Here is a 24,196-nt window from a genome sequence, read left to right as displayed (position 1 = left end):
CGCAAGACCCTGCCACCACGGAGGGAGACGTCGTTCCCGTCACCATGGCCGCGCCGGCCCCGGGCTCCGTCGTCCCGGCGCCGGCCAGCGCCCCTCCGCCAAGAGCCAGGCGCACGGCAGCACCACCAGGGTCAAGGCCGTCGAGGTGAAGAGCCCCCCGACCAGGACCGCCGCCAGCGGCACCTCCAGCTCGCCGCCCCGCCCGGGGGCCACCACCATGGGCAGCGACCCCAGCAGGGTGGTGAGCGCCGTCATCAGCACGGGCCGCAGGCGGCGGCACCACGCGAGGCGGATCGCCGCCGCCGCGTCCATCCCCGCCGCCCGGTGGCGCCGGGCGGCGTCCACCAGGACGATCCCGTTGTTGACCGCGATCCCGGCGAGGACGATGCCGCCCATCACCGCGGTCAGGCCGATGGCGTGGCCCACCGCGGCCAGCCCGGCCACCGCGCCCACCAGCGCGAGGGGCAAGGTGACCATCATCAGCAGCGGGTGCACCAGGGATTCGAACTGGGCCGCCATGGCCATGTAGATCAGCAGCAGCGCGCCCGCGGCGGCGGGCCCCAGCGTGGCGAAGCCCTCCTGCATGAGCACGGCGGTGCCGGCCGGTTCGACCGCCGCGCCGGGCGGCAGCACGGCCGCCACCTGGCGCCGCGCCCGCTCCACCGCGGAGCCCAGGTCCGTGCCCGCCGGCCGCGCGGTGAGGGTCGCGGCCAGCCAGCCGTCCCGGCGGACCAGCGCGGCCGGCGTCGCGTCGGGCCGCAGGGCCGCCAGCTGGTCCAGGCGCGTCCAGCCGCTGCCGCCGGCCAGGGGCATCCGGGCCAGCACGCCGCCCGCCGCCGGCCGGGCTCGATCCCCGATCCCGGACGGCGCAGGCAGCGGGCCGCCGCTGGGCGGCGCCGCCCCGGCCGCAGGGGCCGGGGGGATGCCGGCTGCCGCTCCGCGGGGTGCGTCCCCGCCCGCACCGGGACCCGCGAGGCCCGCCCCGGTCGCCACCTCGCCGGCTGCGGTCCTCCCCTCGCCGGTCCCGGCCGGTGCCCCGGCGGCCTCCGTGCCGGGGTCGGTGCGCAGGACCACGGGCAACCATCGGCCTTCCACCCGCGCCCGGGCTACGGTCTCGCCCGCCAGGGCCAGCCGCAGCTGTTGGCCGACCTGGGCCGGCGCTAGGCCGAAGCGAGCCGCGGCCGCCGCGTCCACCCGGACCGCCAGCCGCGGTGCGGTGCGGTCGAGGTCCACCGCCACGTCCACCAGGCCGGGCACCGCGGCCAGGGCCCGCCGGGCCCGCGCGGCCGCCTCGGCCAGGGTGACCGGGTCCGGCGCCCGCAGGACCAGCTCGACCACGGGCGCACCGGCCCCCACGTCGGCCCAGAGGTTGCGCGGCTGCACGTGGACCTGCGCCCCGACGCGGTCCAGGGCGGCCTTCGCCTCCTTGGCGAGGACCCGCCGGATCCGCTCCGCGACCTGGGCGGACGAACCGGCGTCGTCGGCCAGCTGCACCCGCACCAGCCCCTGGTGGGTCGATCCCTCCTCGCCAGCCCACGGGTCGCCGCCGGCGCGGGCGATGACCGTCTCCACGCCGGGAAGCCCCAGCACCACGCGCTCCACCCGCTGGAGGGCCGCGGCGGTGAGCGCCAGGGCGCTGCCCTCCGGCAGGGTCACGGTCACGTCCACCGCCCCCTCGTCCACGGCGGGCAGGAACTCGGTCCCCAGCCGCGCCGCGACGGGGAGCGAGGCCAGCACCACCACCAGCGCGACCGCCAGCGTGGCGGCCGGCCGGGCCAGGCAGGCCTCCACCGGGCGGGGCAGCGGCAGCGGGCCGGGATCGGACGGGCCGCACGGACCGGTGCCGGCCGCCACGACGGGCGACGGCGTCCGGCGCCGCGCCGCGGGGGCCGGTTCGTCCAGGCACCAGGCGGCCAGGGCGGGGACGACGGTCACGGCCACCAGCAGCGATGCCGCCTGGGCCAGGCCGTTGGCCAGGGCGAGGTCGCGGAAGAGCTGGCCGGCCAGTCCGCCAAGGAACAGCACCGGCAGGAAGACGATCAGGTTCGTCACCGTCGAGGCGGCCACGGCGGCGGCCACGTCGGCGGTCCCGCGGTCGGCGGCCTGCCGGGCGGGCAGCCCCTCCTGGTGGCGGCGGGCGATGCTCTCCAGCACCACGATGGCCTGGTCGATCAGCACGCCGGCGCTCAGGGCCAGGCCGCCGAGGCTCATGACGTTGAGCGTCATGCCCAGGAGGTGCATCGCCGCCAGGGTCGTACAGGCGCTGATGGGGATGGCCAGGGCGATGACCGCCACGGCGCGGCCGCGGCGGAGGAAGAGCCAGAGGACGGCGACCGCCAGCAGGCTGCCCACCAGCAGCGACTGGCCGACGCCGCGCACCGCCTGTTCCACCATCCGGCCGGCGTCGTAGGTGATCGTGGCCTCCCAGCCGGGCATCGACGCCAGGCCGGCGTCCAGGGCCGCCCGCACCGCCCGGCTGACGGAGACTGTGTTGGCCCCCGGCTCCTGGTAAACCACGAGTCCCAGGCCGTCGCGGCCGTTGAGCCGCTCCACCTCCGCCGGCGGGTCCCGGCGCACGTGCACCGTGGCCACGTCGGCGAGGCGGACCGGGACGGCGCCGGCGAGGACGGGCCGGGGGACGCCCGCCATCGGGGCCGGCGCCAGCACCGTCGCCGGCGAGGAGAGCCCAACCACGACGCGCTGCAGGTCGTCCAGCCGGTGGAACCCGCCCTCCACCTCCACCGGCCACCGGCGGGTGCCGTCGCCCCCGGCGACGGCACCCGCCGGCACGGAGGCCGCCGCCGCAGCCACGGCCGCCTGGACCTGGCCCGGCGCCAAACCGTGCCGGCGCAGGGCCGCCGCGTCCAGCACCACCTCGACCCGCTCCGCGGGCGTCCCCCGCAGGCTGACGGCGGCCACGCCGGGCACCGCCTCCAGCCGCGGCACCAGCACCTCCCGCACCTGGCGGGCGCGCTGGGCCGCGTCGCCGGGACCCGCCAGCCCGATCTCCATCATCGGCAGCTGCGTGGGGTCGAAGCGCAGGATCTGCGGCCGGCCGGCGCCGGCGGGCAGGGGGACCGCGTCCAGGCGCTGGACCACCTGCTCCCGCGCCGTCTCGAGATCGGTGCCCCAGCGGAAGCGGAGGACCACCGTGGCCATCTCGTCGCCGGAGCGGGCGATGACCTCCTGCACTCCGCTGACGGTGCGCAAGGTCTGGCTCAAGGGCTCGCCCAGCAGCTGGTCGATGGCCTCGGGCGAGGCGCCGGGGAGGGAGGTGACCACCGTCAGCACCGGCGGGTCCAGGGCGGGAAGCAGGCCGACGGGCAGGGTGCGCAGGGCGAAGAGGCCGGCCCACACCAGGACGCCCATGGCCATCACCGTCGCCACGGGCCGGGCGATGGCCCAACGCCAGACGGCCACCGGGGACCCTCCCGAAAAGGACCGGCGGCGCCGCCGCGCCGCCGCTCTCCAGGATGGCCCACCGCTGGCCGTCCTATCCGCGGGCGCCCGCTCCGCGTCCGCCCCCCGGGCCCTGACCGACCGCGCCCCGGGCGCTCGATCGGCATACGCACCGACCGGGTCCCGACCGCGCCCCCCCCGCATGCCGAGGCGGCCATCGCGGCCCCGCTCGAGGTACCGCCCGGGCCGTGAGCCGCCAGGGGCACGCAGGAGGGACAGGGCCCTTCGCCCGCGGCCCCGGGGGGCGCCTACCCGTCCAGCCGCTCGCGCAGCAGCTGGTTCACCCTCCTACAGCGCGGCCGCCGCTGTGGTCCTGATGGCTACCCGTCCAGCCGCTGGCGCAGGAGTTGGTTCACCCGCTGCGGGTTGGCCTTGCCCTGGCTGTACCGCATCACCTGGCCGACCAGGAAGCCCAGGGCGTTGGTCTTGCCGCCCTTGTAGTTCGCCACCGCCTCGGGGTTCTCCGTGATGGCCCGCTCGACCCACTGCACCAGTTGGACCTCGTCGGTGATCTGCACGAGCCCCCGCTCGCGGACGATGGCCTCGGGGTCGCCGCCCGTCTCCAGCATCTCGGCGAAGACCTGCTTGGCGATCTTGCCGCTGATGGTGCCCTTGTCCACGAGCTTGAGCAGCGACGCCAGCTGCTCGGGACCGAAGGGCAGGTCCTGGACCGAGCGGCCGGTGGCGTTGAGGTGGGCCAGGAGCTCGCTCATGATCCAGTTGCTGGCCGCCTTGGGCGCCACCCCGGCCGCCACCACCCCCTCGAAGAACCGGGCCAGGGCCGGGTCCGCCGTGAGGACGCCCGCGTCGTAGGCCGGCAGGCCGAGTTCGTCCACGTAGCGGGCCCGCCGCTGGCGGGGCAGCTCCGGCAGCCGCGCCCGCAGCCCCTCCACCCACGCCTCGTCCAGCACCAGCCGCGGCAGGTCGGGCTCGGGGAAGTAGCGGTAGTCGTGGGCCTCCTCCTTGCCCCGGGAGGGCCGGGTGACGCCCCGTCCCTCGTCCCAGTGGCGGGTCTCCCGCTGGAGCTGCTCGCCCCGGCGCACCGCCTCCAGGTGGCGCGCCACCTCGTACTCCAGGGCCCGGACCACCGAGCGGAAGGAGTTGAGGTTCTTGATCTCGGTGATGGGCGTCCGCAGCTCGCCCCCGTCGGGGCCGGCGCCCGCCACCACCACGTTGACGTTGGCGTCGCAGCGCAGAGAGCCCTCTTCCATGCGCACGTCGGAGACGCCCGTGTACAGGATCGCGGTCCGCAGCTCCTGGAGGAACAGGCGCGCCTCCTCGGGCGAGGCCAGATCGGGCTCGGTGACGATCTCGATCAGCGGCACCCCCGCGCGGTTGAAGTCCAGCAGCGTGCCCGTGGCGTCCTGGTCGTGGAGGGACTTGCCGGCGTCCTCCTCCAGATGCAGGCGCCGGATGCGGATGCGCTTGGGGCCCGCCGGCGTGTCGATCTCCACCCAGCCGCCGCCGGCCAGGGGCTGGTCGTACTGGGAGATCTGGTAGCCCTTCGGGAGATCGGGATAGGTGTAGTTCTTCCGGTCGAACTTGGTCTCCCGGGCGATGCGGCAGTTCAGGGCCAGGGCCGCCAGGGCCGCGTACTCCAGGGCCTGCTGGTTGAGCACCGGCAGGGTGCCGGGCAGGCCCATGCACACCGGGCAGACGTGGGTGTTGGGCTCGGCTCCGAACTGGTTCGGACAGTTGCAGAAGATCTTGGTGCGCGTCCGCAGCTCCACGTGGACCTCCAAGCCCACGATCACCCGGTAGCGCAGGCCGTCCCGCTCCTGCCACGTTTCCGCGGACGAACCGGCCGCAGGCCGCGGGCCGGCGGAGGCCGGGGTCGCGACGGCCTGCCCTGCGGCAGTATCGCGAACCGCGTCCGCGGTCGCCGGGGCCTTTGGTGTGGCAGCCCGGGACGGCATCGCCGCGGCGTCGCGGGGGCGATGGGCTCCCGCCGTCCCCGTCATGCGGCAACCCTCCCCACAGGCGGCCGCAGGTCCAGCCGCAGCCGCTGCTCGATGGCGTAGGCCACCCGCAGCACGGTGTCCTCCGCGAAGGGCCGCCCGATCACCTGCAGGCCCACGGGCAGCCCGTCGACGAAGCCGCAGGGGACCGACACCGCCGGCAGGCCCGCCAGGTTGACGGGCAGTGTGCAGATGTCGGCGGCGTACATGGCCAGGGGGTCCTCGGTCCGGGCGCCCAGCGGGAAGGCGACCACAGGCGACGTGGGGGTGATCAGCACGTCGAAGGTTGCGAACAGGCGGTCGAAGTCGTCCTTGATCAGGCGGCGCACCTGGAGCGCCTTGCGGTAGTAGGCGTCGGCGTAGCCCTCCCGCAGGGCGAAGGTGCCCAGCAGGATGCGCCGCTTGACCTCCGCGCCGAACTGCTTGCGGGTCTCGAGGTACATCCCCTCCACGGTGTCGGCGTCGGCGCGGTTGCCGTAGCGCACCCCGTCGTACCGCGCCAGGTTGGACGACGCCTCCGCGGTCGCGATGAGATAGTAGGCCGGCAGGGCGTGCTCGGCCGAGGGCAGGGAGGTCTCCTCGGCCGTGGCGCCGTCGGCGACCAGCCGCTCCACCGCCGCGCGCACGGCCCCCGCCACCGCCGCCTCCACGGCGTCGCCGAAGAACTCCCGGGGCAGCCCGATGCGCAGCCCCTTCACCTCGCCCGTCAGCGCCTCCCGCCACGAGGGCACCGGCACCGGCGCGGAGGTGGCGTCGGCGGGGTCCGGGCCCGCGATGGCCTCCAGCACCAGGGCCGCGTCGGTGACGTCCCGGGTCAGCGGGCCGATCTGGTCCAGGGACGAGGCGAAGGCGATCAGCCCGTAGCGCGAGACCCGGCCGTAGGTGGGCTTCAGACCCACCACGCCGCAGAAGGCCGCCGGCTGGCGGATGGAGCCGCCGGTGTCCGAGCCCAGCGCGGCCGCCGCCTCCCCCGCCGCCACGGCCGCCGCCGACCCGCCGCTGGAGCCACCCGGGACCCGTCCGAGGTCCCACGGGTTGCGGGTGGTGCGGAAGGCGGAGTTCTCGGTGGACGAGCCCATGGCGAATTCGTCCATGTTGGTCTTGCCGAGGATCACCGCGCCAGCGCGGCGCAGCCGCTGGACGGCGGTGGCGGTGTAGGGCGGGCGGTAGCCGGCCAGCAACCGCGAGGCGGCGGTGGTCGGCACGCCCTGGATGCAGAGGTTGTCCTTGACGGCGACCGGGATGCCCGACAGCGGTCCCACGGGCTCGCCCCGACGGCGCCTCTCGTCTTCCTCGCGGGCCTGGCGGAGCGCCAGCTCCGCGGTCACCGTCAGATAGGCGCCCACGGTGCCGTCCAGCGCCTGGATGCGGTCGAGGAAGGCCTGCGTCAGCTCGCGGGCGCTGACCTCGCCGGCCGCCAGGCGCTGGGCCAGGCGGTGGACCGGTTCGTAGCAGAGTTCGTCCATCACTCGATCACCCGGGGAACGCGCAGGAACGGCCCGCTGCGGTCGGGGGCGGCGGCCAGCAGGGCCTCGCGGTCCGTGCCCGGCCGCGGCTCATCGGGTCGGGTCACGTTGGCGAGGCTCGCCAGGACGTGGGTTAGCGGCGCCGCGTCGCCGACGTCGACCCGGCGCAGGCGGGCCATGGCCTCGACGATCCGCTCCATCTGGGCGGCCAGGCGCTCCTCCTCGGCGGGATCGAGGCCCAGCCGGGCCAGGGCGGCGATCCGCCGCACCTCCTCCCGCGTGATCTCGGCCATGCTCGTCCTCCTCTCGTGCGGCCATTATACACCAAAGGCTCCCCCACCCCGGACGAACCGGCATCCCCCTCAATGAACGGGCGGGCAGCCGACCGCCCAGGACCGGCGCGGCCCGCGCCGGGGCGAGTCGGCTCCCGCCGGGGCGACGGTCGCGACGTGGTCGCGGCCTCCCGCCCCGACGAAGCCGGCCCACCGCGGACAGGGGCGCAGGTGGCGAGGGGCGACGGGGTTCGGGGTGGGCGGGGGCGAGCGGGCGGCCGAGCGGCCGACCGAGGCCTAGCCGCAGATCAGGCTCTCCAGGTCCCGCGGGTAGTCGGTCAGGATCTCGATGCCCTGGTCCGTGACTAGCACCGTGTCCGAGTGGCGGAAGCCGCCCATGCCCGGCACGTAGAGGCCGGGCTCCACCGTGAACAGCATGCCGGGCTCGATCACGGTCTCGTCGCCCACGTCCAGGAAGGGCGCCTCGTGGCCCAGCAGCCCGATGTTGTGGCCCACGTGGTGGCGCCAGTAGGGCCAGAGGCCGTGTTCGTCGTAGTACCGGCGCACCTCCCGGTCCACGGCGGCGCAGGGGACGCCCGGCTTGATGGCGGCGAAGGCGACCTCCTGCAGCGCCACCATGTGCCGGAAGAACCGGGCCTGCTCGGGGCTCGGCTCGCCGACGAACATGGTGCGCTCCAGCTCGCTGCAGTACCCGCCCACGTGGGCGGTGGCCCCCGTCACCAGCACGTCGCCCGGCCGGAGCACGGCGTTGATGGTGACGGCGTGGGGCAGAGCGCTGTTCGGCCCCACCTGCCCGCGGAAGCCGGCGTGGGCCGAGGGCGGGACCACCGGCCTGGCCTCCCCGCATGCCTGGAGCATCGCCATGGTGGCCTCGTGGGAGGCGCGGTGGCTGATCGCCACCTCGCTGGCGCCAGCGGCCGCGTATTCCTGGAGCAGCCGGTGGGCGCGCCCCGCCCAGCGGCAGCTCTCCCGGATCAGGGCGATCTCCTCGGCCGACTTCACCATCCGGTGCCGCTCGATCAGACGGGTGTCCACGGTGATCCGAGCGTCCGGCAAGAGCTCGGCCAGGGGCGGGCCCTGGTATCCCCACGCCGAGGCGTAGCCCGCGGCCTCGGCCAGGAGGTGGGCCCGGGCCAGGCCGCGGTCCCGCAGCCACCGCGCCAGGTGCTCCATGGGGTGGACGTCCCCCGGGTACTCCGGGTAGTCGCGGACCTCGTCGACGCGCGCCGCCATCTGGGCGTGCTCGCGTTCCAGGCGCGGGACCAGCAGCCCGCAGCGGCCGCTCTCCTCGAGCACCAGGGCGATGGGGCGCTCCGTGGGGATGAAGTGGAAGTTGGTCAGGTAGAAGATCGACGTCGGGCTGTACGCGACGAAGGCGGCGGCGCCCCGCCGGCTCGCCTCCTCCAGCACGCGCCGACGGCGGCGCTGGAGCTCCGGGTCGCTGATCCGCCACATCGTCCCGCCTCCCCCGATCCGGGACGCCGGCGCGGCGGCCGGGTTGAGGCCGTCGGCCGCCCGCCGGTCGCCGCCGCTGGGCCGGTCCGGGGCCCACACCCGCAGTCCCCGATTCGTCCGATGGGGCGCGCCCCTCAGCCGCGCGGGGGCACCGACGGCGCATCGGCGCGGGCCGCGGCCGGCCCGGTGGCTGGCGCGTCGCCCGGGGCTTCCTCCATGCGGCGGAAGACGTACGCCAGGAGAGCCCCCGACAGGTTGTGCCAGACGCTGAAGATGGCGCTGGGCACGGCCACCAGCGGCGTGAAGTGGGTGGCCGCCAGGGCGGCCCCGAGGCCGGAGTTCTGCATGCCCACCTCGATGGCCAGCGCCTTGCGCTTGGACAGGGTCAAGCCCACCGACCGCGCCGCCAGGTAGCCGAGCGCCAGGCCGAAGAGGTTGTGCAGGATCACGACCAGGATGATGGACAGCCCGCTGGTCGCCAGCGGGTCGCGGTTGGCGGCCACCACCGCCGCCACGATGGTGACGATGGCGGCCACCGAGACCAGCGGGAGGGCCTTGACCGCCGCCTCGGCCGGCCGGCGGAAGAGCCCCTTCACGATCAGGCCGGCCACCACCGGCAAGATGACCACGTTGACGATGGACCAGAACAGCGACGCGGCGTTGACGGGGATCCAGCGGCTGGCCAGGAGGAGCATCCACAGCGGCGTGAGGAAGGGCGCCAGCAGCGTGCTGGCCGTGGTCATGGCCACGGACAGGGCCACGTCGCCCCGCGCCAGGTAGGTCATGACGTTGGAGGCCGTGCCCCCCGGACAGGAGCCCACCAGGATGACGCCGACGGCGATCTCCGGCGGCAGGTCCAGCAGCCGCGCCAGGGCGTAGCCGACCAGCGGCATGATCAGGTACTGGGCCACCACGCCGATGGCGACCTCCCGCGGACGGCGGAGCACCGCCCGGAAGTCCGCCGCCGACAGGGTCAGGCCCATGCCGAACATGACCACGCCCAGCAGCGGCACGATGTACGCCGAGAGCTCCCGGAAGGCGCCCGGGAAGGCATAGCCGAGGAAGGCGAAGAGCAGCACCCACACGGCGAAGGTGTCGCCGACGAAGCGGCTCCATCGGGCCACGGATTCCATTGGCGGTCCGGCACCTCCTGCCCATCGCGCCTCGCGAGCCTCTGCGGAGCCCACGACAAGGGGTGCGCCCCGAGGGGGCCTTGCGACCGCACCCCATCTCGCGCCGTGGCCCGCAGCGCTCGCCGCACCACGGCACGCCGTGCCGCGGGCCTACGTCCGGGCGAACCGGTCGAGGATGCGGATCACGTGCTCGATGCCACGGTAGTAGTCGTCCACGTAGACGTTCTCGTTGGGCGCATGGACCAGCGAGCCGTGGTGGCCGATGCCCACCCCGTCCACGGTGGCGGTGAGCCCGATGCGGTGGAACAGGAACATCGGTCCCGTCCCCGCCGTGCGGGGGCGCACCACGGGTTCGACGCCGTACACCTCCTGGGCCGTGTCGCGGATGACCCCCACCAGGGGGTGATCCGGATCGGTCTGGGCCGGGTCCTCCGGCCCCAGGACGACGATCTCCAGGTCGTCGAAGCCGTGCCGCGCCAGGTGGGCCCGCAGCTTGGCGAGGATGTCGTCGGCCCGCTGATCCGGCACCAGCCGGAAGTCGATCTTGGCCCGCGCCTCCCGGGGCAGCACCGTCTTCGTGCCGGGACCGGTGTAGCCGGACACCAGGCCGCAGATGGTGCAGGTGGGGGCGTAGAGCAGCTTCTCCTGCAGCGCCGGCCCCCGCAGCCCGCCGATGAACTGCCGCAGCCCCCAGCTGCGTAGCATCTCCTCCTCTTCCAGCGGGTACCGCTCCAGGAGCCGCCGCTCGGCCGGGGTGGGGCCGCGCACGTCGTCGTAGAAGCCGTCGATGCGCACCCGGTCGGTGTCCACGTCCTTGAGGGTGGCCAGGGCCTGGACCAGCCGCCAGGCCGGGTTGGGCACGATGGCCGCCAGGCTGGAGTGGAGGTCCTGGTTGGCCGCCCGGGCCACCAGCTCGACGTACAGGATCCCCTTGCACCCCGCGGAGATCACCGGCCGTCCGCGGGCGTCCTTGCCACCTGACTCCCACACGACCCCGTCGGCGGCCAGGCGATCGCGGTAGCGCTGCATGAACTGGTCCAGGTGGACGCTGCCGATCTCCTCCTCCCCCTCGACGACGAACTTGACGTTGACCGGCAGGCGCCCCTCGCCCTGGAGCCACGCCTCCACCGCCTTGATGCGCGTCATCAGGTTGCCCTTGTTGTCCGCCACGCCGCGGGCGATCAGCCGCCCGTCGCGGATGGCGGCCGCGAAGGGGTCGACCTCCCATTCCTCCAGCGGCTCCGGCGGCTGCACGTCGTAGTGGTTGTAGAACAGCAGGGTGCGGGGCGCCCCCGCGTCGATCTCGCCATAGACCACGGGGAAGCCGCCCTCCAGGGGCACCACCTCCACCTTCGCCCCCAGGGCCTCGAGCATCACCGCCACCTGCTCCGCGCAGGCCTCCATGCCCAGGTTCTGGGCCGCCACCGACGGCTGGCGCAACAGGGTCCGCAGATCCTCCAGGGCCGCCTCCCGGTGGGTGCGGGCGTATTCCAGGGCACGTTGCACGGCGGTCCCTCCTCTCGGCGATCGATCGGTGTGGGGGGAAGCGGCACCGCCACGCGACCGGCCGGCCTATTCCAGCGGGAAGTGGCAGGCCACCGCGTGCCCCGGCGCCACCGGCCGCAGCACCGGCGGCTCCTCCCGGCACCGCGGCTGGGCGAAGGGACAGCGGGGGTGGAACCGGCACCCCGCCGGCGGATTCGCGGGCGAGGGCACGTCACCCTGCAGGACGATGCGCTCCCGGCGCCGGCGCGGATGCGGGACGGGCACCGCCGAGAGCAGGGCCGCCGTGTAGGGATGGGCCGGGTGGCCGAAGAGCTCGTCCACCGGAGCCACCTCCACCAGCTGGCCGAGGTACATCACGCCGACGCGGGTGGATACGTGGCGCACCACGTTGAGGCCGTGGGCGATGAACAGATAGGTCAGTCCCAGTCGCTCCTGCAGGTCGGCCAGCAGGTTCAGGATCTGGGCCTGGACCGAGACGTCCAGCGAGGAGACGGCCTCGTCGGCGACGACGAACCGGGGGTTGAGGGCGATCGCCCGGGCGATGCCGATGCGCTGACGCTGGCCGCCGGAGAACTGGTGCGGGAAGCGGTGCCGCCAGGCGGGGTTGAGGCCGACCAGCTCCATCAGCTCCACCACCCGCCGCTCCCGCTCCTCCCGCCGGCGCATCCCGTGCACCCGCAGGGGCTCGCCGATGATGTCGGCCACGGTGAAGCGCGGGTTCAGGGAGCCGAAGGGGTCCTGGAAGATGATCTGCATCTGGCGGCGCATCCTGCGCATGGCCGCCGGCGGCAGCGCCAGCAGGTCCTGGCCGTCGAACCAGATCCGCCCGGCGGTGGGCGGGATCAGCCGCAGGATCAGCCGGGCCAGGGTCGACTTGCCGCAGCCCGATTCGCCCACCAGGCCGAAGGTCTCGCCGGGGTCGATCTCCAGGGACACCCCGTCGACCGCCCGCACGTGAGCGACGGTGCGGGCGAACAGGCCGCGGGTGATGGGGAAGTACTTCTTCAGCCCCTCCACCCGGACCAGCGGGGTCGTGCCGTCGCCTTGCCGGGCCGGACCGTCCGCCGCGGGGGCGCCGGGGACCGCGGCGCCGCGCCGGGCGGGCGGCGCTGCCGGTTCCTGGACCGCCATCAGGCCGTCACCTCCCCCGTGCCGTCCTGCGCCTCGGCGGCGGAGCCGGCCGGTCCGCCCGCCTCGCGCCCCATCCCCTGGCCCGCCACCTGCTCGACCAGCCAGCAGGCCACCCGGCCTTCCTCCCACGGCCGCAGGGGCGGCGCCTCACGCCGGCAGCGTTCCTCCGCAAGGGGGCAGCGGGGGTGGAACCGGCAGCCCGGCGGCATGCGGTCGATGCTGGGCACGGCGCCGGGGATGGCCCGCAGACGCCGGGGGCGGGGCCCCTCCAGGTCCGGGACCGAGGCCAGCAAGCCCGCGGTGTACGGATGGGCAGGTCGCTCGAAGATCCGCTCCACCGGCCCCTCCTCCACCACGCGGCCGGCATAGAGGACGACGATGCGGTCGGCCATCTCCGCCGCCACGCCCATGTCGTGGGTGATCAGCAGGATGGCCATCCCCATTTCGGCCTTGAGCCGCCGCAGGAGCTCGAGGATCTGGGCCTGGATGGTGACGTCCAGGGCGGTGGTGGGCTCGTCGGCGATCAGCAGCCGCGGCCGGCAGGCCAGGGCCATGGCGATCATCGCCCGCTGGCGCATGCCGCCGGAGAACTGGTGGGGGTACTGGCGCGCCCGCACCTCGGGTTCGGGGATGCCCACCAGCCGCAGCATCTCCACCGCTCGGGCCCAGGCCTCGGCCCGGCCCTTGCCCTCGTGGAGCATCACCGCCTCGGCGATCTGGTCCCCGACGGGGAAGACCGGGTTGAGGGCGGTCATGGGCTCCTGGAAGACCATGGCCACATGGCGGCCGCGGATGCGGCGCATGGCCGCCTGGCTGAGGCCCACCAGGTCAGTGCCATCCAGGAGGATGCGGCCGCCGAAGATGGCGCCGTTGTCGTACTCGAGGAGGCGCATGATGGCCAGGGAGGTCACGCTCTTGCCGCTGCCCGACTCGCCCACCAGACAGACGGTCTCGCCGACGTCGACGTGGAAGCTGACATCGTCGACGGCCACCAGGGGCCCCTGGGCGGTGAGGAACCCGGCGGTCAGGTTCTGGACCTCCAGCAGCGGACGCCGTTCGCGACGGTGGGGCGTGGCAGCGGCCGCGGCGGTCGCCGTGCCCGCTCCCGGCCGCGGCGGGACCTGCTGGGCACGGCTCACCGACCGTCACCTCCCGCCCGGCCCCGTGTACCCTGGACCGGCAGCCCGCCCGCCTGCGCTGCGGGCACCCGGCCGAAGGCGACGGCCACGCGCCCGCGCAGCCCCGGCCCGCGCCGTACCCGCTCCTTCTGCCGCGGGTCCAGGGCGTCGCGGATGCCGTCGCCCACGAAGTTCACGGCCAGCACCGTGAGGAAGATGCAGGCGCCCGGGTAGACGGCCAGCATCGGGTTCGTCAGCATGTACTGCTGGGCGTTGTTCAGCATCTGCCCCCAGCTGGTATGGGGCGGCTGGACCCCCAGCCCCAAGAAGGACAGGGCCGATTCGGCCAGGATGGCGCCGCCGATCATCAAGGTGGCGTTGACGATCAGCGGGGCCGTGGCGTTCCGCAGCAGGTGGTGGACGATGATCTCCCAGGCCGGGGTGCCGATGGCCCGCGCCGCCTCCACGTACTGCATCTCCCGCAGTTGGAGGAACTGGCCCCGCACCAGGCGGGCCACGCCCATCCAGCTGGTCAGCACCAGGATGAGGATCAGGTACGTGAAGTGGGTGCCGAACATGGCCAGCACCAGGATGTTGAGGAACAGCGCCGGGAAGGACAGCATCACGTCGATCAGCCGCATCAGCACGGTGTCCACCCAGCCGCCGAGGTAGCCGGCCAGGGCGCCGATCAGCGATCCCAGGAGCACCGTGCCCGCCGCCACGCTGAAGCCCACCAGCAGCGACACGCGGCTGCCGTGGATCAGGCGGGAGAGGATGTCCCGGCCGATGCCGTCGGTCCCCAGCCAGTGCTCGCGGCTGGGCGGCGCGTCCACGTTGAGGAGGTCGATCTGCTCCGGCGGATAGGGCGCGATCCACGGCGCCGCGATGGCCACCCCGATGAAGAAGAGGAGCACGACGAGGCCCGCCACCGCCCACGGGTTGCGGAAGAACCGGCGCACGGCCACCCGCCAGAGCACGTCCGGCGCGCCGGCGTCTGCGGCATCCGGGGCCGGTTCGTCCGCCCCGGTCCAGCCGGGCCGGCCGGGATCGGGCCAGGGGAAGGGCTGACTCATGCCGCCTGCACCCCCTTGCCCGTCAGCCGCACCCGCGGGTCGATGACGGCGTAGAGGATGTCGGCCAGCAGGTTGCCCAGCACCACCACCACGGTGACGATCAGGGTGATGGCCATCAGCACCTGGTACTCGCGGGCGAAGGCCATCTGGACGAAGAGCTGCCCCATGCCCGGCCAGTTGAACACCGCCTCGGTCAGGGCGGCCCCGGAGACGATGAAGGGCAGGTCCAGGCCCAGGATGGTGACGATGGGGATCAGGGCGTTCCGCAGGGCGTGGCGGAAGATCACCCGGCGCTCGGGCACCCCCTTGGCGCGGGCGGTGCGGATGTAGTCCTGGCCCAGGACCTCCAGCATGCTGGCGCGGGCGTACTTCAGGTAGGCCGCCAGGTTGATGATCACCAGGGTGGTCACCGGCAGCACCATGTGGTGCAAGAGGTCCAGGAGGTCGCCCTCCCGGCCGTAGGTGTACATGTTGGAGAGCGGGAACCACTGGAGCTTCAAGGCGAAGGTCTCCTGGAGGATGATGCCGAGCCAGAAGGACGGCATGGCGAAGCCCGCGTAGCCGATGAGGGAGGCCACGGTGTCCGAGAAGCCGTACGGCCGGGCGCTGTTGTAGACCCCCCAGGGGATGGCGATGAGCAAGGTGAGCAGCCACGCCGTACCCATCAGGATCAGGGTGTTCTTGAAGGTGGGCCAGATGATCTCGCCCACCGGCCTGTACCCCTTGTAGGTGTGGCCGAGGTCCCCCCGCAGCAGGTCGCCGAGCCAGTCCAGGTACTGCACGGGGATGGGGCGGTCGAGCCCCAGGTTGTGGATCTGCTGCTGGATGGCCGCCGGCGACATCCCCGGCTGCAGGAAGTACTGGATGGGACCCCCCGGCGCCAGGTGGATGAGGGCGAAGGTCACCACCGAGACCAGCCATAGCACCAAGAGCGATTGCAGGACCCGGCGCACCAGGTACTCCAGCAAGGGTGCGACGCCCCCTCGTCGACCGAATGCCGGACGGGACCGGCGGGGGGCGTCGATGCCGCCCCCCAGCCTGCGCCGTGCCCGGGCGCTAGCCCGCCCCGGCACCCGCTCGCCCCCGCCGCGGCGGCGGGCGGCGACGCCGGCTCGAGGCCGCCGCGGTTCGCCGGCGCCCCGGCCACGGCCCCGGTCCCGTCCCTCGTCCCTCACGCCCGCGGCCTCACTGGCCGCCAGCGTCCGCCAACCACCACTTCTCCATGTTGTACTGCCAGCCGTCGGGCAGGGTCAGGACGGGCTTGTCGGCCTCCTGCCACTGGACCCGGTCGCTGTACGCGGCAATCACGTTCTGCGTATAGAGGAACACGTACGGGAGATCCTCCGAGATCAGGCGGGCGATCTCCGCGTAGACCTGCTTGCGCTCCTCCTGGTCGGTGGTGGAGTAGCCCTCCACCCAGAGCCGGTCGATCTCCTCGTTCTTGTACCAGCCGGAGTTCTGCCCGTTGGGCGGGAAGTACCTGGAGCTGAAGATCGACTCGGCGTCGGGGTCGAGGGTCAACCGCCAGCCGATCAGGATCGCCTGGTACTTGCCGGGGATGATGTGGTTGTCGACCCAGCTGGAGAAGTCCAGGGTCTCGATGTTGACCTGGATGCCCACGTCCTTGAGGTTCTGCTGGATGACCGCGGCCACCTGCTCGCGCCGCTCGTTGCCGGCATTGGTCTGCAGGGTGAACTCGAACCGGTGCCCGTCCTTCTGCAGGATGCCGTCGGGACCCGGCGTCCAGCCGTCCTCCGCCAGGAGCTGCTTGGCCTTCTCCGGGTCGTACGGGTAGTTGACGGCCGTGCCCGCGTCGGCCCACGACCCCGGCAGGAAGGGCCCGTTCAGCAGCTGGCCGTGTCCCTGGAGGATGCTGTCCACCATGCCCTGGCGGTTGATGGCGTAGGCGATGGCCTGCCGCGTCTTCTGACTCGCCCAGGGCACGAAGCCGTCGGGGAAGTTGTCCGGGTTGAAGTTGAAGCCCAGGTAGTCGTAGACCGGCCCCGGCGACTCGAGGATCTGGATGCGCTCCTTGCCTTGCAGGGCCGGCAGCGTCTTGACGTCCACGCCCGGCAGGACGTCGATCTCGCCGTTCAACATGGCCTGGGCCAGGGTGTTCTGGTCGGCGTAGATCTTGAAGACCACCTTGTCGATGTAGGGCTCCGGCCCCCAGTAGTCCGCGTTGCGCTCCAGGGTGACGTATTGCTTCTGGGTCCACTCGGTCCACTTCCACGGCCCGTTGGTCACCGTCTCGGACGGGTCGGTGCCGTAGGGGTGCTTCTGCAGGTCCCCGGGGCCGACGCCCTCGAAGACGTGCTTCGGCAGCGGCTGCAACCCGGCCAGGGTGTACAGGAAGGGAGCGTAGACCTGCTTGAGGGTCACCCGCACCGTCTGCGGGTCCACCACCTCCACCTTCTCCACCTTGTCGAAGTTTGCGATGGCGGGCGAGCCCACGTCGGGGTTGCGGTACATCTCGATGGTCCAGGCGACGTCCTCCGCGGTGACGGGCTGGCCGTCCGTCCACTTGGGCCCTTCCTTGAGCTTGACCGTGTAGGTCAGCTCGTCCTCGCTGATCTCGGGCAGCTCCGCGGCCAGGGACGTCTCGTCCACGATGACGTTGCCCTGTGGGTCCACGTCGTAGAGCGAGGCCAGGACCAGGTTGGCGACCTCCTGGGACGGCACGTCGTCGATGAAGAGCGGGTTGATGGTGATGATGTCCGAGAAGGTGCCCACCGTCAGCGTGCCGCCCTTCCTGGGAGCGGCCTCCTCCGTGGGCTCCTGCGCCTGGCCGGTCTCACCCTGGGCGGGCGTCGGCCCCCCTCCCCGGCCGCATGCCACCAACACCAGCGCCGCGATCAGACACAAAGCGAGGATGCCGCCGCGTCGGCCCTTCGCAAGCACCCTCCCGACCCCCTTCGCGTTCGGACCTCCCGTCCCGGTGCCCCACGCTCCGGGACCGGCTTCCGGCGACGGACGAACCGGCTGCCCTCGCGGGGCGCGACGGCGACCGAAACGGACGGCACCCCGCCCGGCGGTGGCCTGCGCCCCCCAACGCGCCACCTCGGCATCCTCACCCCCCATGGGGCGACCCCGGTCTGGCCGCCGCCCGCACCGTGGCCGTCCCGGTGGGTTCCAGTCGACCGCACCGTGGCCGACCCGGTGGGCTCTGGTCGCCCCGACCAAGGCCGGCGGGTGGCAGCCACCGGACCGTGGCAATCCCGATCTGTGACAGTCGGTTGTGGACAGCTATACCACGCCCGCGCCGGAGTTCCTTCCATTGAACTGGATGCTTTTCCAAGGATTTGGGCTGGATCGCGTCCCCTCGCGCGGCGGCCGTCGAGACCTGCGGGCCGGGGTGCCGCGGCTCGCCGGTGCGGGCCCCCCGCAGCGCACCATGGGATGGCGCTGCACCGGCTCGTCCATCGCCAGGCTATGCACGACGCCTCACCGGCATGACCGGTCGCGGCCGGGAGCCGCCCGGCGTCGCGCCGGCCACGGCCGATGGCGAGGAGCCGCAGACGCCAAAGGGCCCCGCTGCTGCGGGGCCCTCGGCTCAAAGCCATGGGGTGGTCATCGCATCCGGGCCGAGAGAGGCCGGGGCCTGCGAGGATCAGGCCGCGTTCGTCCCCTTGACCAGGTGGCAGGCCGCCCAGTGGCCGGGCGCGATCTCCTCCAGCGGCGGTCGCACCTCCCGGCACACCTGCTCCGCCAGCGGGCAGCGGGTGCTGAAGGGACACCCCCGCGGCGGATCCAGCGGGCTCGGCACGTCGCCCTTGAGCACGATCCGCTCGCGGGTCCGCTCGACGGTCGGGTCGGGGATGGGCACGGCCGAGAGCAGCGCCTGGGTGTAGGGGTGCTGGGGCCGCAGGTAGAGCTCGTCGCTGGGCGCCAGCTCCATGATCTGCCCCAGGTACATCACCGCCACCCGGTCGCTGATGTGCTTCACCATGGACAGGTCGTGGGCGATGAAGATGTACGTCAGCCCGAACTGCTCCTGCAGGTCCGTCATCAGGTTGACGATCTGGGCCTGGATGGACACGTCCAGGGCGGAGATCGGCTCGTCGGCGACGATGAACTCCGGGTTGACCGCCAGGGCGCGGGCGATCCCGATGCGCTGGCGTTGGCCGCCGGAGAACTCGTGGGGGAAGCGGCCGGCGTGCTCGCGGTTCAGGCCCACCAGGTTGAGGAGCTCGTGGATGCGCTCCGTCCGCTCTTTGCGGCTCTTCACCATCCCGTGCAGGTCCAGGGCCTCGCCGATGATCTCCGACACCAGCATCCGGGGGTTCAGGGAGGCGTAGGGGTCCTGGAAGATCATCTGGGCGCGACGGCGGAAGCGCATCAGGTCCTTGCCGGTCAGCTTGTGCACATCCTGGCCGTCGAACAGCACCTGGCCTGCGGTGGGCTCGTACAGCCGCACGATGGTGCGGCCGACGGTGGACTTGCCGCAGCCCGACTCGCCCACCAGGCCCAGCACCTCGCCGCGCCGCAGGGTGAAGCTGACGCCGTCCACCGCCTTGAGGACGGCACCGCGCCCCACCTCGAAGTACCGCTTGAGGTCGCGCACCTCCAAAAGCGGCTGCTCGCCCGGGGTCGCGGCGTCCTGGTCGCCGCCGGCGTCGCGGACCGCCTCGGCCGTCGTGGCTCCGCCCTTGGCCACGGCTCACGCCCCCCTTTCCTCGGCATTGAGGCCCACCACCGGCGCGTAGGGATGGTGCAGCCAGCACTTGGCCAGATGGCCGGGCCGGATCTCCTCCAGCTGCGGGTCGTACGTGTGACAGACGCGCATGGTGTACGGGCAGCGGGCGGCGAATGCGCACCCCGCCGGCGGCGAGAACAGGTCCGGCGGCGTTCCCGGGATCGCCTGGAGCCGCTCCCGCCGGTCGTCCAGGCGCGGGATGGAGCGCAGCAGCGCCTCGGTGTACGGGTGCTTGGGATGGTGGAAGATCTCCTCCGCCGTCCCCTGCTCGACGATCTGCCCGGCGTACATCACCGCGATGCGGTCGGCCATGCGCGCCACCACGCCCAAGTCGTGGGTGATCAGGATGATCGCCGTTCCCAGGCGCCGCTTGAGATCCTGCATGAGCTCGAGGATCTGCGCCTGGATAGTGACGTCCAGGGCCGTGGTGGGCTCGTCGGCGATGAGCAGCGCCGGGTTGCAGGCCAGGGCGATGGCGATCATCGCCCGCTGGCGCATGCCGCCGGAGAACTGGTGGGGGTACTGGCGCACGCGCTCCTCGGGGTTGGGGATCCCCACCATCCGCAGCAACTCGATGGCGCGCGCCCGCGCCTGGTCGGGTCGCATGCCCTGGTGCTTGATCAGCGGCTCCGCGATCTGGCGCCCGATGGTCATGGTCGGGTTGAGGGAGGTCATGGGGTCCTGGAAGATCATGCCCATGGACCGCCCCCGGATCCTCTGCATCTCCCGCTCGGGCAGGCGGACGAGATCCTTCCCCTGGAAGCGGATGGACCCGCTGACGATGCGCCCCGGCGGCACGGGGATCAGCCGCATGATGGTCTGGGCCGTCACGGACTTGCCGCAGCCCGACTCGCCGACGATGCACAGCGTCTCGCCCTTGTAGAGGTCGAAGGAGACGCCGCGCACCGCCTGGACCTCGCCGCCGTGGGTGCGGAAGTGGACGCGCAGATCGCGAACCTCCAGCAGCTTCTCCATGGCTTTCGTCCTTTCTACCGGGCCCGGAGACGCGGGTCGAGGGCGTCCCGCAGGCCGTCGCCCACGGCGTTGAAGGCGAACATCGTGATGCTGAGCGCCAGGGCCGGGAAGGCGAATTGCCACGGCCAGATGCGCATGACCGTGTACGCCTCGTTGATCAAGGTGCCCCAGCTGGCGCGCGGCGGCGGCACCCCCAGGCCGATGAAGCTGAGGAAGGCCTCGCCGAAGATGGCTCCCGGCACCGTCAGGGTCAGGCTGACCAGGATCGGGCCCATGACGTTGGGCACCAGGTGCCGCAGGATCAGGGACATGGTCGGCACGCCCAGCACCCGCGCCGCCAGGACGAACTCCATCTCCCGGAGCTGCAGGATCTGGCCGCGCACCAGGCGCGCCATGCCCACCCAACCGGTCAGGCCCATGGCCAGGATGATGGTGGGCAGGCCCGGGTTCATCACCACAAGCAGCAGGATCACCAGCAGCAGGTAGGGGATCCCGTACAGGACGTCGACGATGCGCATCATGATCTCGTCGACGCGGCCGCCCAGGTAGCCGGCGATCCCGCCGTAGAGCACGCCGATGACCAGCTCCAGGAGCGCCGCGACGATGCCGATGAACAGCGAGATGCGCCCGCCCATCCAGACGCGGGTGAACAGGTCGCGGCCGATCTGGTCGGTGCCGAACCAGAACTGGGCCGAGGGCGGCTTGTTGATGTTGGCGTAGTCCTGGTAGTCGAAGGTGTGCCCCTGCACGTGGTAGGAGACCACCGGTCCCAGCAGGGACCCCAGGGCCATGAAGATCAGCAGCACCAAGCCGACCATGGCCAGGCGATTGGCGCGAAAGCGGATCCATGCGTCCTGCCAGAAGGTCAGGCTCGGCCGGACGATGGCCTCGGCCTCGCCCGCGGCCACGGGCGCCGGCTGGAAGAGATCCGGCGTCAGCTCGGGAGGTCCGGCCGGCGCCGAGGGCGCCGCGCGGTTCACCGCCATGGACTCACCCCCTGGCCCGGTTCGTCAGACGGATGCGCGGGTCGATGATCCCGTAGGACAGGTCGACCAGGAAGTTGGCCACGATCAGGAACAGGAAGTAGAACACCGTGGTGCCCAAGATCAAGGGATAGTCCCGCTGATAGACGCTCTCAACGTAGTACTTGCCAAGGCCGGGGATGCCAAAGATGGCCTCGATCACCACGGTGCCCGTCAGGATGCCGGCCACCAGCGGCCCCAGCAGGGTGACGATGGGCAGGATCGCGTTGCGCAGGGCGTGGCGCCAGATCACCTCGCCCTGGGAGAGGCCCTTGGCGCGAGCCGTGTTGATGTAGTCCTGCCCCAGGACGTCCAGCATCTGGGTCCGCATCATCCGCACCAGGGTGGCCAGCATGGTCCCGCCCAGCGCCAGGGACGGCAGGATGGAGGTCTTCCACGTGCCGTCCCACAGGACCGGCACCCACCGCAGCTTCACGGCGAACAGCCACTGAGCGAACACGGCGATGACGAAGCTGGGCACGGAGACGCCCAGCACGGCGATGATCATCGCCGTGTAGTCCGGCCAGCGGTTGCGCCACAGGGCCGCCACCGTCCCCAGGGTGAGGCCCACGACCACGGCGAAGAGCAGCGCCTGGCCGCCGACCCAGGCCGACTCGGGGAAGCCCTCGGCGATCATGCGGTTGACGCTCCGGCCGATGTTCTTCAGCGAGACGCCGAGGTCGCCTTGCAGCAGGTTGCCCCAGTAGCGCAGGTACTGCTCCCACAGCGGGTCGTTGAGCCCGTACTTGTCCATCATCAGGGCCAGGATCTCCGGCCGGAGCCGCGGATCGGCGAAGGGATTGCCGGGGATCGCGTGCATCATCACGAAGGTCACCGTCACCACGGCCCAGATGGACACCAGCATGAGCACCAGCCGCTGCACGATGTACCGAGTCATCCGTCTTCCCCCCCTTCCTGCCCGGCGGCCCCGGCCTCCGGACGGACGAAATCCCGGCCCGAGGCCGGGATCCGTCGCCGTGCCAACCGGTCTCGCCGTCGCCGCCGGGGTGACGGCCGGGCGCGACGGGACGGGGCCGGGCTCCTCCGGCCGCTGCCCCGCCGCGCCGACCGTCAGCCGTGTTGCGCTGCGTCGTCGCGCGGAAGCCTCACTGGCCGCGGCCCTCGGTGTACGCCCACTTGAGCTCGGGGCTGTAGCCGATGGCGCGGCGGATCACGTTCTTGACGTAAGGCTTCTGCGCGTACGGCACCTCGCGGTGGTAGATCGGGATGATCGGATAGTCCTGGGCGATCAGCTTCTCCAGCTCGATGGCGATCTCCCGCTGCTTGGCGGGGTCGGTCTCGTTCTGGAGCTGCTCGACCAGGCGATCGTACTCGGGGTTGCAGTACTTGCCGTCGTTGTAGGGCCCGTCACACACCCACATGTCCAGGAACGTCAGCGGGTGGTCGTAGTCCGGGCCCCAGCCGGCCATGATGATGTCGAACTTCTGGGTCCGCTGCCGCTCCAGGCGCTCCTCGAAGGGCACCTGGACGATCTGCACATCGATCCCCAGGTTCTGCTTGAACTGCTGCTGGAAGAACTCCAGGCGCGTCTTGACCACGTCGCCGTTGTCACCGACGAACTCGAGGGTCGGGACGTCGGTGATGCCCTCCTCCTGCAGCGCCTGCTGCCACAGCTCCTTGGCCTTGGCCGGGTCGGCCTTGGTCGGGATCAGGTTCAGCGGCCGGACGTACTTCTCCTCTAAGCTGACGCCCGGCTCGCCCGGCGCCGTGATCACCGGGTTGGTGTAGCTGGTCGCCGGGATGCCGATGCCCTTGTTCAGGGCGTTGATGAAGGTCTCCCGGTCAACGGCCAGGGACAGCGCCTGGCGCGCCTTGGGGTTGTTCCACGGCTTCTTGGTGGTGTTCACCACCAGGTAGAACGTGGCGCCGTCGGCGTAGCGACCCAGCTCGTCGGGGTGGTTCTGCTCGAACTGCTCCTTGAACTCCGCCGGGACGCCCGTGGCATCGAGTTCGCCGGCCTCATAGGCGTTGATGTAGGCCGCGGCGTCGCTGATCATCGCGAACTCGACGTAGTCGAGCTTGACGTTCTCCGCATCCCAGTAGTTCGGGTTCTTCTCGATGCGCAGCGAGTTGTTGTGGTTCCACTCCTTGACGATGAAGGGTCCGTTGTAGACGGCCTTGTCGGCATCGGTGGCGAAGGCGTCACCGTACTGCTCCACGATGTCCTGGCGCACGGGCTGCCAGGACCCGAAGGTCAGCAGGTTGAGGAAGAAGGGCACGTTCTTGCTCAGGGTGACCTTCAGCGTCTTGTCGTCGACGACCTCGATGCCGACGTTCTTCAGCGCTTCCTCGACCTTGGCGTCGTCGCCCTCGCAGGACCCGTCGTCGCCGCAGGCCGCCGCCACGGCGTCGCCGCCCTTGATGTAGGGATAGACGATGTAGGAGTACTGCGACGCCGTCCGCGGGTCCATGGCCCGCTTCCACGCGAAGGCGAAGTCGTTGGCCGTGACGGGCTTGCCGTCGCTCCACTGGGCGTCGCGGAGGTGGAAGGTGTAGGTCAGCCCGTCCTCCGAGACCTCCCAGCTCTCGGCCATACCGCTGCCCTCACGGATCTCGCCGTTGGGATCCTGGCGCACCAGGCCCTCGTAGGTGGCGCCGATGATGGTGAAGGAGACCTCATCGGTCGCCAGCTGCGGGTCCAGGCTCGGCGGCTCGTCGCCGAGGTTCAGCCGCAGGTAGCTGGGGCTATCCGGGCCCCCGGCCTGCTGGGACTCCCCCTGCTGCTGCCCCTCGCCGCTCTGCTGGCCGCCGCCGCTGCCGCACGCGGAGAGGACCAGGGCGGCTGCCACCAGCAGGCTAAACACGGAAAACCACTTGCGGTTGCGCCTCAACACGGGTACCCCCCTGATGCAGGTTTGCGCCCTCGGGGCGCAAGACCGGCCGAAGCGGG

General features: G+C 72.3%; 17 protein-coding genes. All 17 read right to left on the bottom strand.

Going from position 1 to position 24,196, the window contains the following annotated elements; all coding sequences use genetic code 11:
* Window positions 1-39: 39 nt before the first annotated feature.
* The 17 genes from Q5761_RS01360 to Q5761_RS01280 all read right to left on the bottom strand — a co-directional run bounded on the left by Q5761_RS01360 (window position 40) and on the right by Q5761_RS01280 (window position 24,140).
* Window positions 40-3,420 (bottom strand): efflux RND transporter permease subunit, encoded by a 3,381-nt coding sequence (locus tag Q5761_RS01360; RefSeq protein ID WP_318750893.1) that lies wholly within the window; start codon window positions 3,418-3,420, stop codon window positions 40-42.
* A 359-nt stretch (window positions 3,421-3,779) separates the two neighbouring features.
* Window positions 3,780-5,420 (bottom strand): Asp-tRNA(Asn)/Glu-tRNA(Gln) amidotransferase subunit GatB, encoded by a 1,641-nt coding sequence (gene gatB, locus Q5761_RS01355; protein WP_318750892.1) that lies wholly within the window; start codon window positions 5,418-5,420, stop codon window positions 3,780-3,782.
* Entirely contained in the window at window positions 5,417-6,883 is a 1,467-nt protein-coding gene (gene gatA, locus Q5761_RS01350; RefSeq protein WP_318750891.1) for an Asp-tRNA(Asn)/Glu-tRNA(Gln) amidotransferase subunit GatA, read from the bottom strand. The genes gatB and gatA overlap by 4 nt, the downstream gene beginning before the upstream one ends.
* Window positions 6,883-7,176: an Asp-tRNA(Asn)/Glu-tRNA(Gln) amidotransferase subunit GatC gene (gene gatC / locus Q5761_RS01345; protein ID WP_135224816.1), complete on the bottom strand. Its 294-nt coding sequence runs from the start codon at window positions 7,174-7,176 to the stop codon at window positions 6,883-6,885. Before gatC ends, gatA begins: the two co-directional genes overlap by 1 nt.
* Window positions 7,177-7,452: 276 nt before the next feature.
* Complete coding sequence (locus tag Q5761_RS01340; protein WP_318750890.1) at window positions 7,453-8,631, bottom strand: M24 family metallopeptidase; 1,179 nt, start codon at window positions 8,629-8,631, stop codon at window positions 7,453-7,455.
* Window positions 8,632-8,765: 134 nt separating this feature from the next.
* Window positions 8,766-9,764, bottom strand: a complete 999-nt coding sequence (locus tag Q5761_RS01335) for a bile acid:sodium symporter family protein (RefSeq protein WP_318750889.1) — start codon at window positions 9,762-9,764, stop codon at window positions 8,766-8,768.
* A 150-nt stretch (window positions 9,765-9,914) separates the two neighbouring features.
* Window positions 9,915-11,270, bottom strand: coding sequence for a M20/M25/M40 family metallo-hydrolase (locus tag Q5761_RS01330; RefSeq protein ID WP_318750888.1), 1,356 nt, complete (start codon window positions 11,268-11,270; stop codon window positions 9,915-9,917).
* A 66-nt stretch (window positions 11,271-11,336) separates the two neighbouring features.
* A complete protein-coding gene (locus Q5761_RS01325; RefSeq protein WP_318750887.1) occupies window positions 11,337-12,401 on the bottom strand; it encodes a dipeptide ABC transporter ATP-binding protein in 1,065 nt (354 codons plus the stop codon).
* On the bottom strand, window positions 12,401-13,540 hold the full coding sequence (locus Q5761_RS01320; protein WP_413084543.1) for an ABC transporter ATP-binding protein: 1,140 nt from the start codon (window positions 13,538-13,540) through the stop codon (window positions 12,401-12,403). Before Q5761_RS01320 ends, Q5761_RS01325 begins: the two co-directional genes overlap by 1 nt.
* A complete protein-coding gene (opp4C, locus tag Q5761_RS01315) occupies window positions 13,537-14,592 on the bottom strand; it encodes an oligopeptide ABC transporter permease (protein WP_318750886.1) in 1,056 nt (351 codons plus the stop codon). Before opp4C ends, Q5761_RS01320 begins: the two co-directional genes overlap by 4 nt.
* The gene (locus Q5761_RS01310; RefSeq protein WP_318750885.1) at window positions 14,589-15,560 is read right to left on the bottom strand and encodes an ABC transporter permease; all 972 of its coding nucleotides are present in this window, start codon (window positions 15,558-15,560) and stop codon (window positions 14,589-14,591) included. The genes opp4C and Q5761_RS01310 overlap by 4 nt, the downstream gene beginning before the upstream one ends.
* 217 nt (window positions 15,561-15,777) lie before the next feature.
* Window positions 15,778-17,493 (bottom strand): peptide-binding protein, encoded by a 1,716-nt coding sequence (locus Q5761_RS01305; protein WP_318750884.1) that lies wholly within the window; start codon window positions 17,491-17,493, stop codon window positions 15,778-15,780.
* Window positions 17,494-18,202: 709 nt separating this feature from the next.
* Window positions 18,203-19,249 (bottom strand): ABC transporter ATP-binding protein, encoded by a 1,047-nt coding sequence (locus Q5761_RS01300; RefSeq protein ID WP_318750883.1) that lies wholly within the window; start codon window positions 19,247-19,249, stop codon window positions 18,203-18,205.
* A gap of 3 nt (window positions 19,250-19,252) precedes the next feature.
* Complete coding sequence (locus Q5761_RS01295) at window positions 19,253-20,263, bottom strand: ABC transporter ATP-binding protein (protein ID WP_318750882.1); 1,011 nt, start codon at window positions 20,261-20,263, stop codon at window positions 19,253-19,255.
* A 14-nt stretch (window positions 20,264-20,277) separates the two neighbouring features.
* Window positions 20,278-21,249: an ABC transporter permease gene (locus Q5761_RS01290; RefSeq protein ID WP_318750881.1), complete on the bottom strand. Its 972-nt coding sequence runs from the start codon at window positions 21,247-21,249 to the stop codon at window positions 20,278-20,280.
* 4 nt (window positions 21,250-21,253) lie between these two features.
* Window positions 21,254-22,183: an ABC transporter permease gene (locus Q5761_RS01285; protein WP_318750880.1), complete on the bottom strand. Its 930-nt coding sequence runs from the start codon at window positions 22,181-22,183 to the stop codon at window positions 21,254-21,256.
* A 208-nt stretch (window positions 22,184-22,391) separates the two neighbouring features.
* A complete protein-coding gene (locus Q5761_RS01280; protein WP_318750879.1) occupies window positions 22,392-24,140 on the bottom strand; it encodes a peptide ABC transporter substrate-binding protein in 1,749 nt (582 codons plus the stop codon).
* Window positions 24,141-24,196 lie beyond the last annotated feature (56 nt).

The organism is Thermaerobacter composti (genome assembly GCF_033582035.1).
GTDB lineage: Bacteria > Bacillota > Sulfobacillia > Thermaerobacterales > Thermaerobacteraceae > Thermaerobacter > Thermaerobacter composti.
The sequence above is the reverse complement of the archived record's forward strand: the minus strand, read 5'-3'. Positions and strand labels throughout refer to the sequence as shown.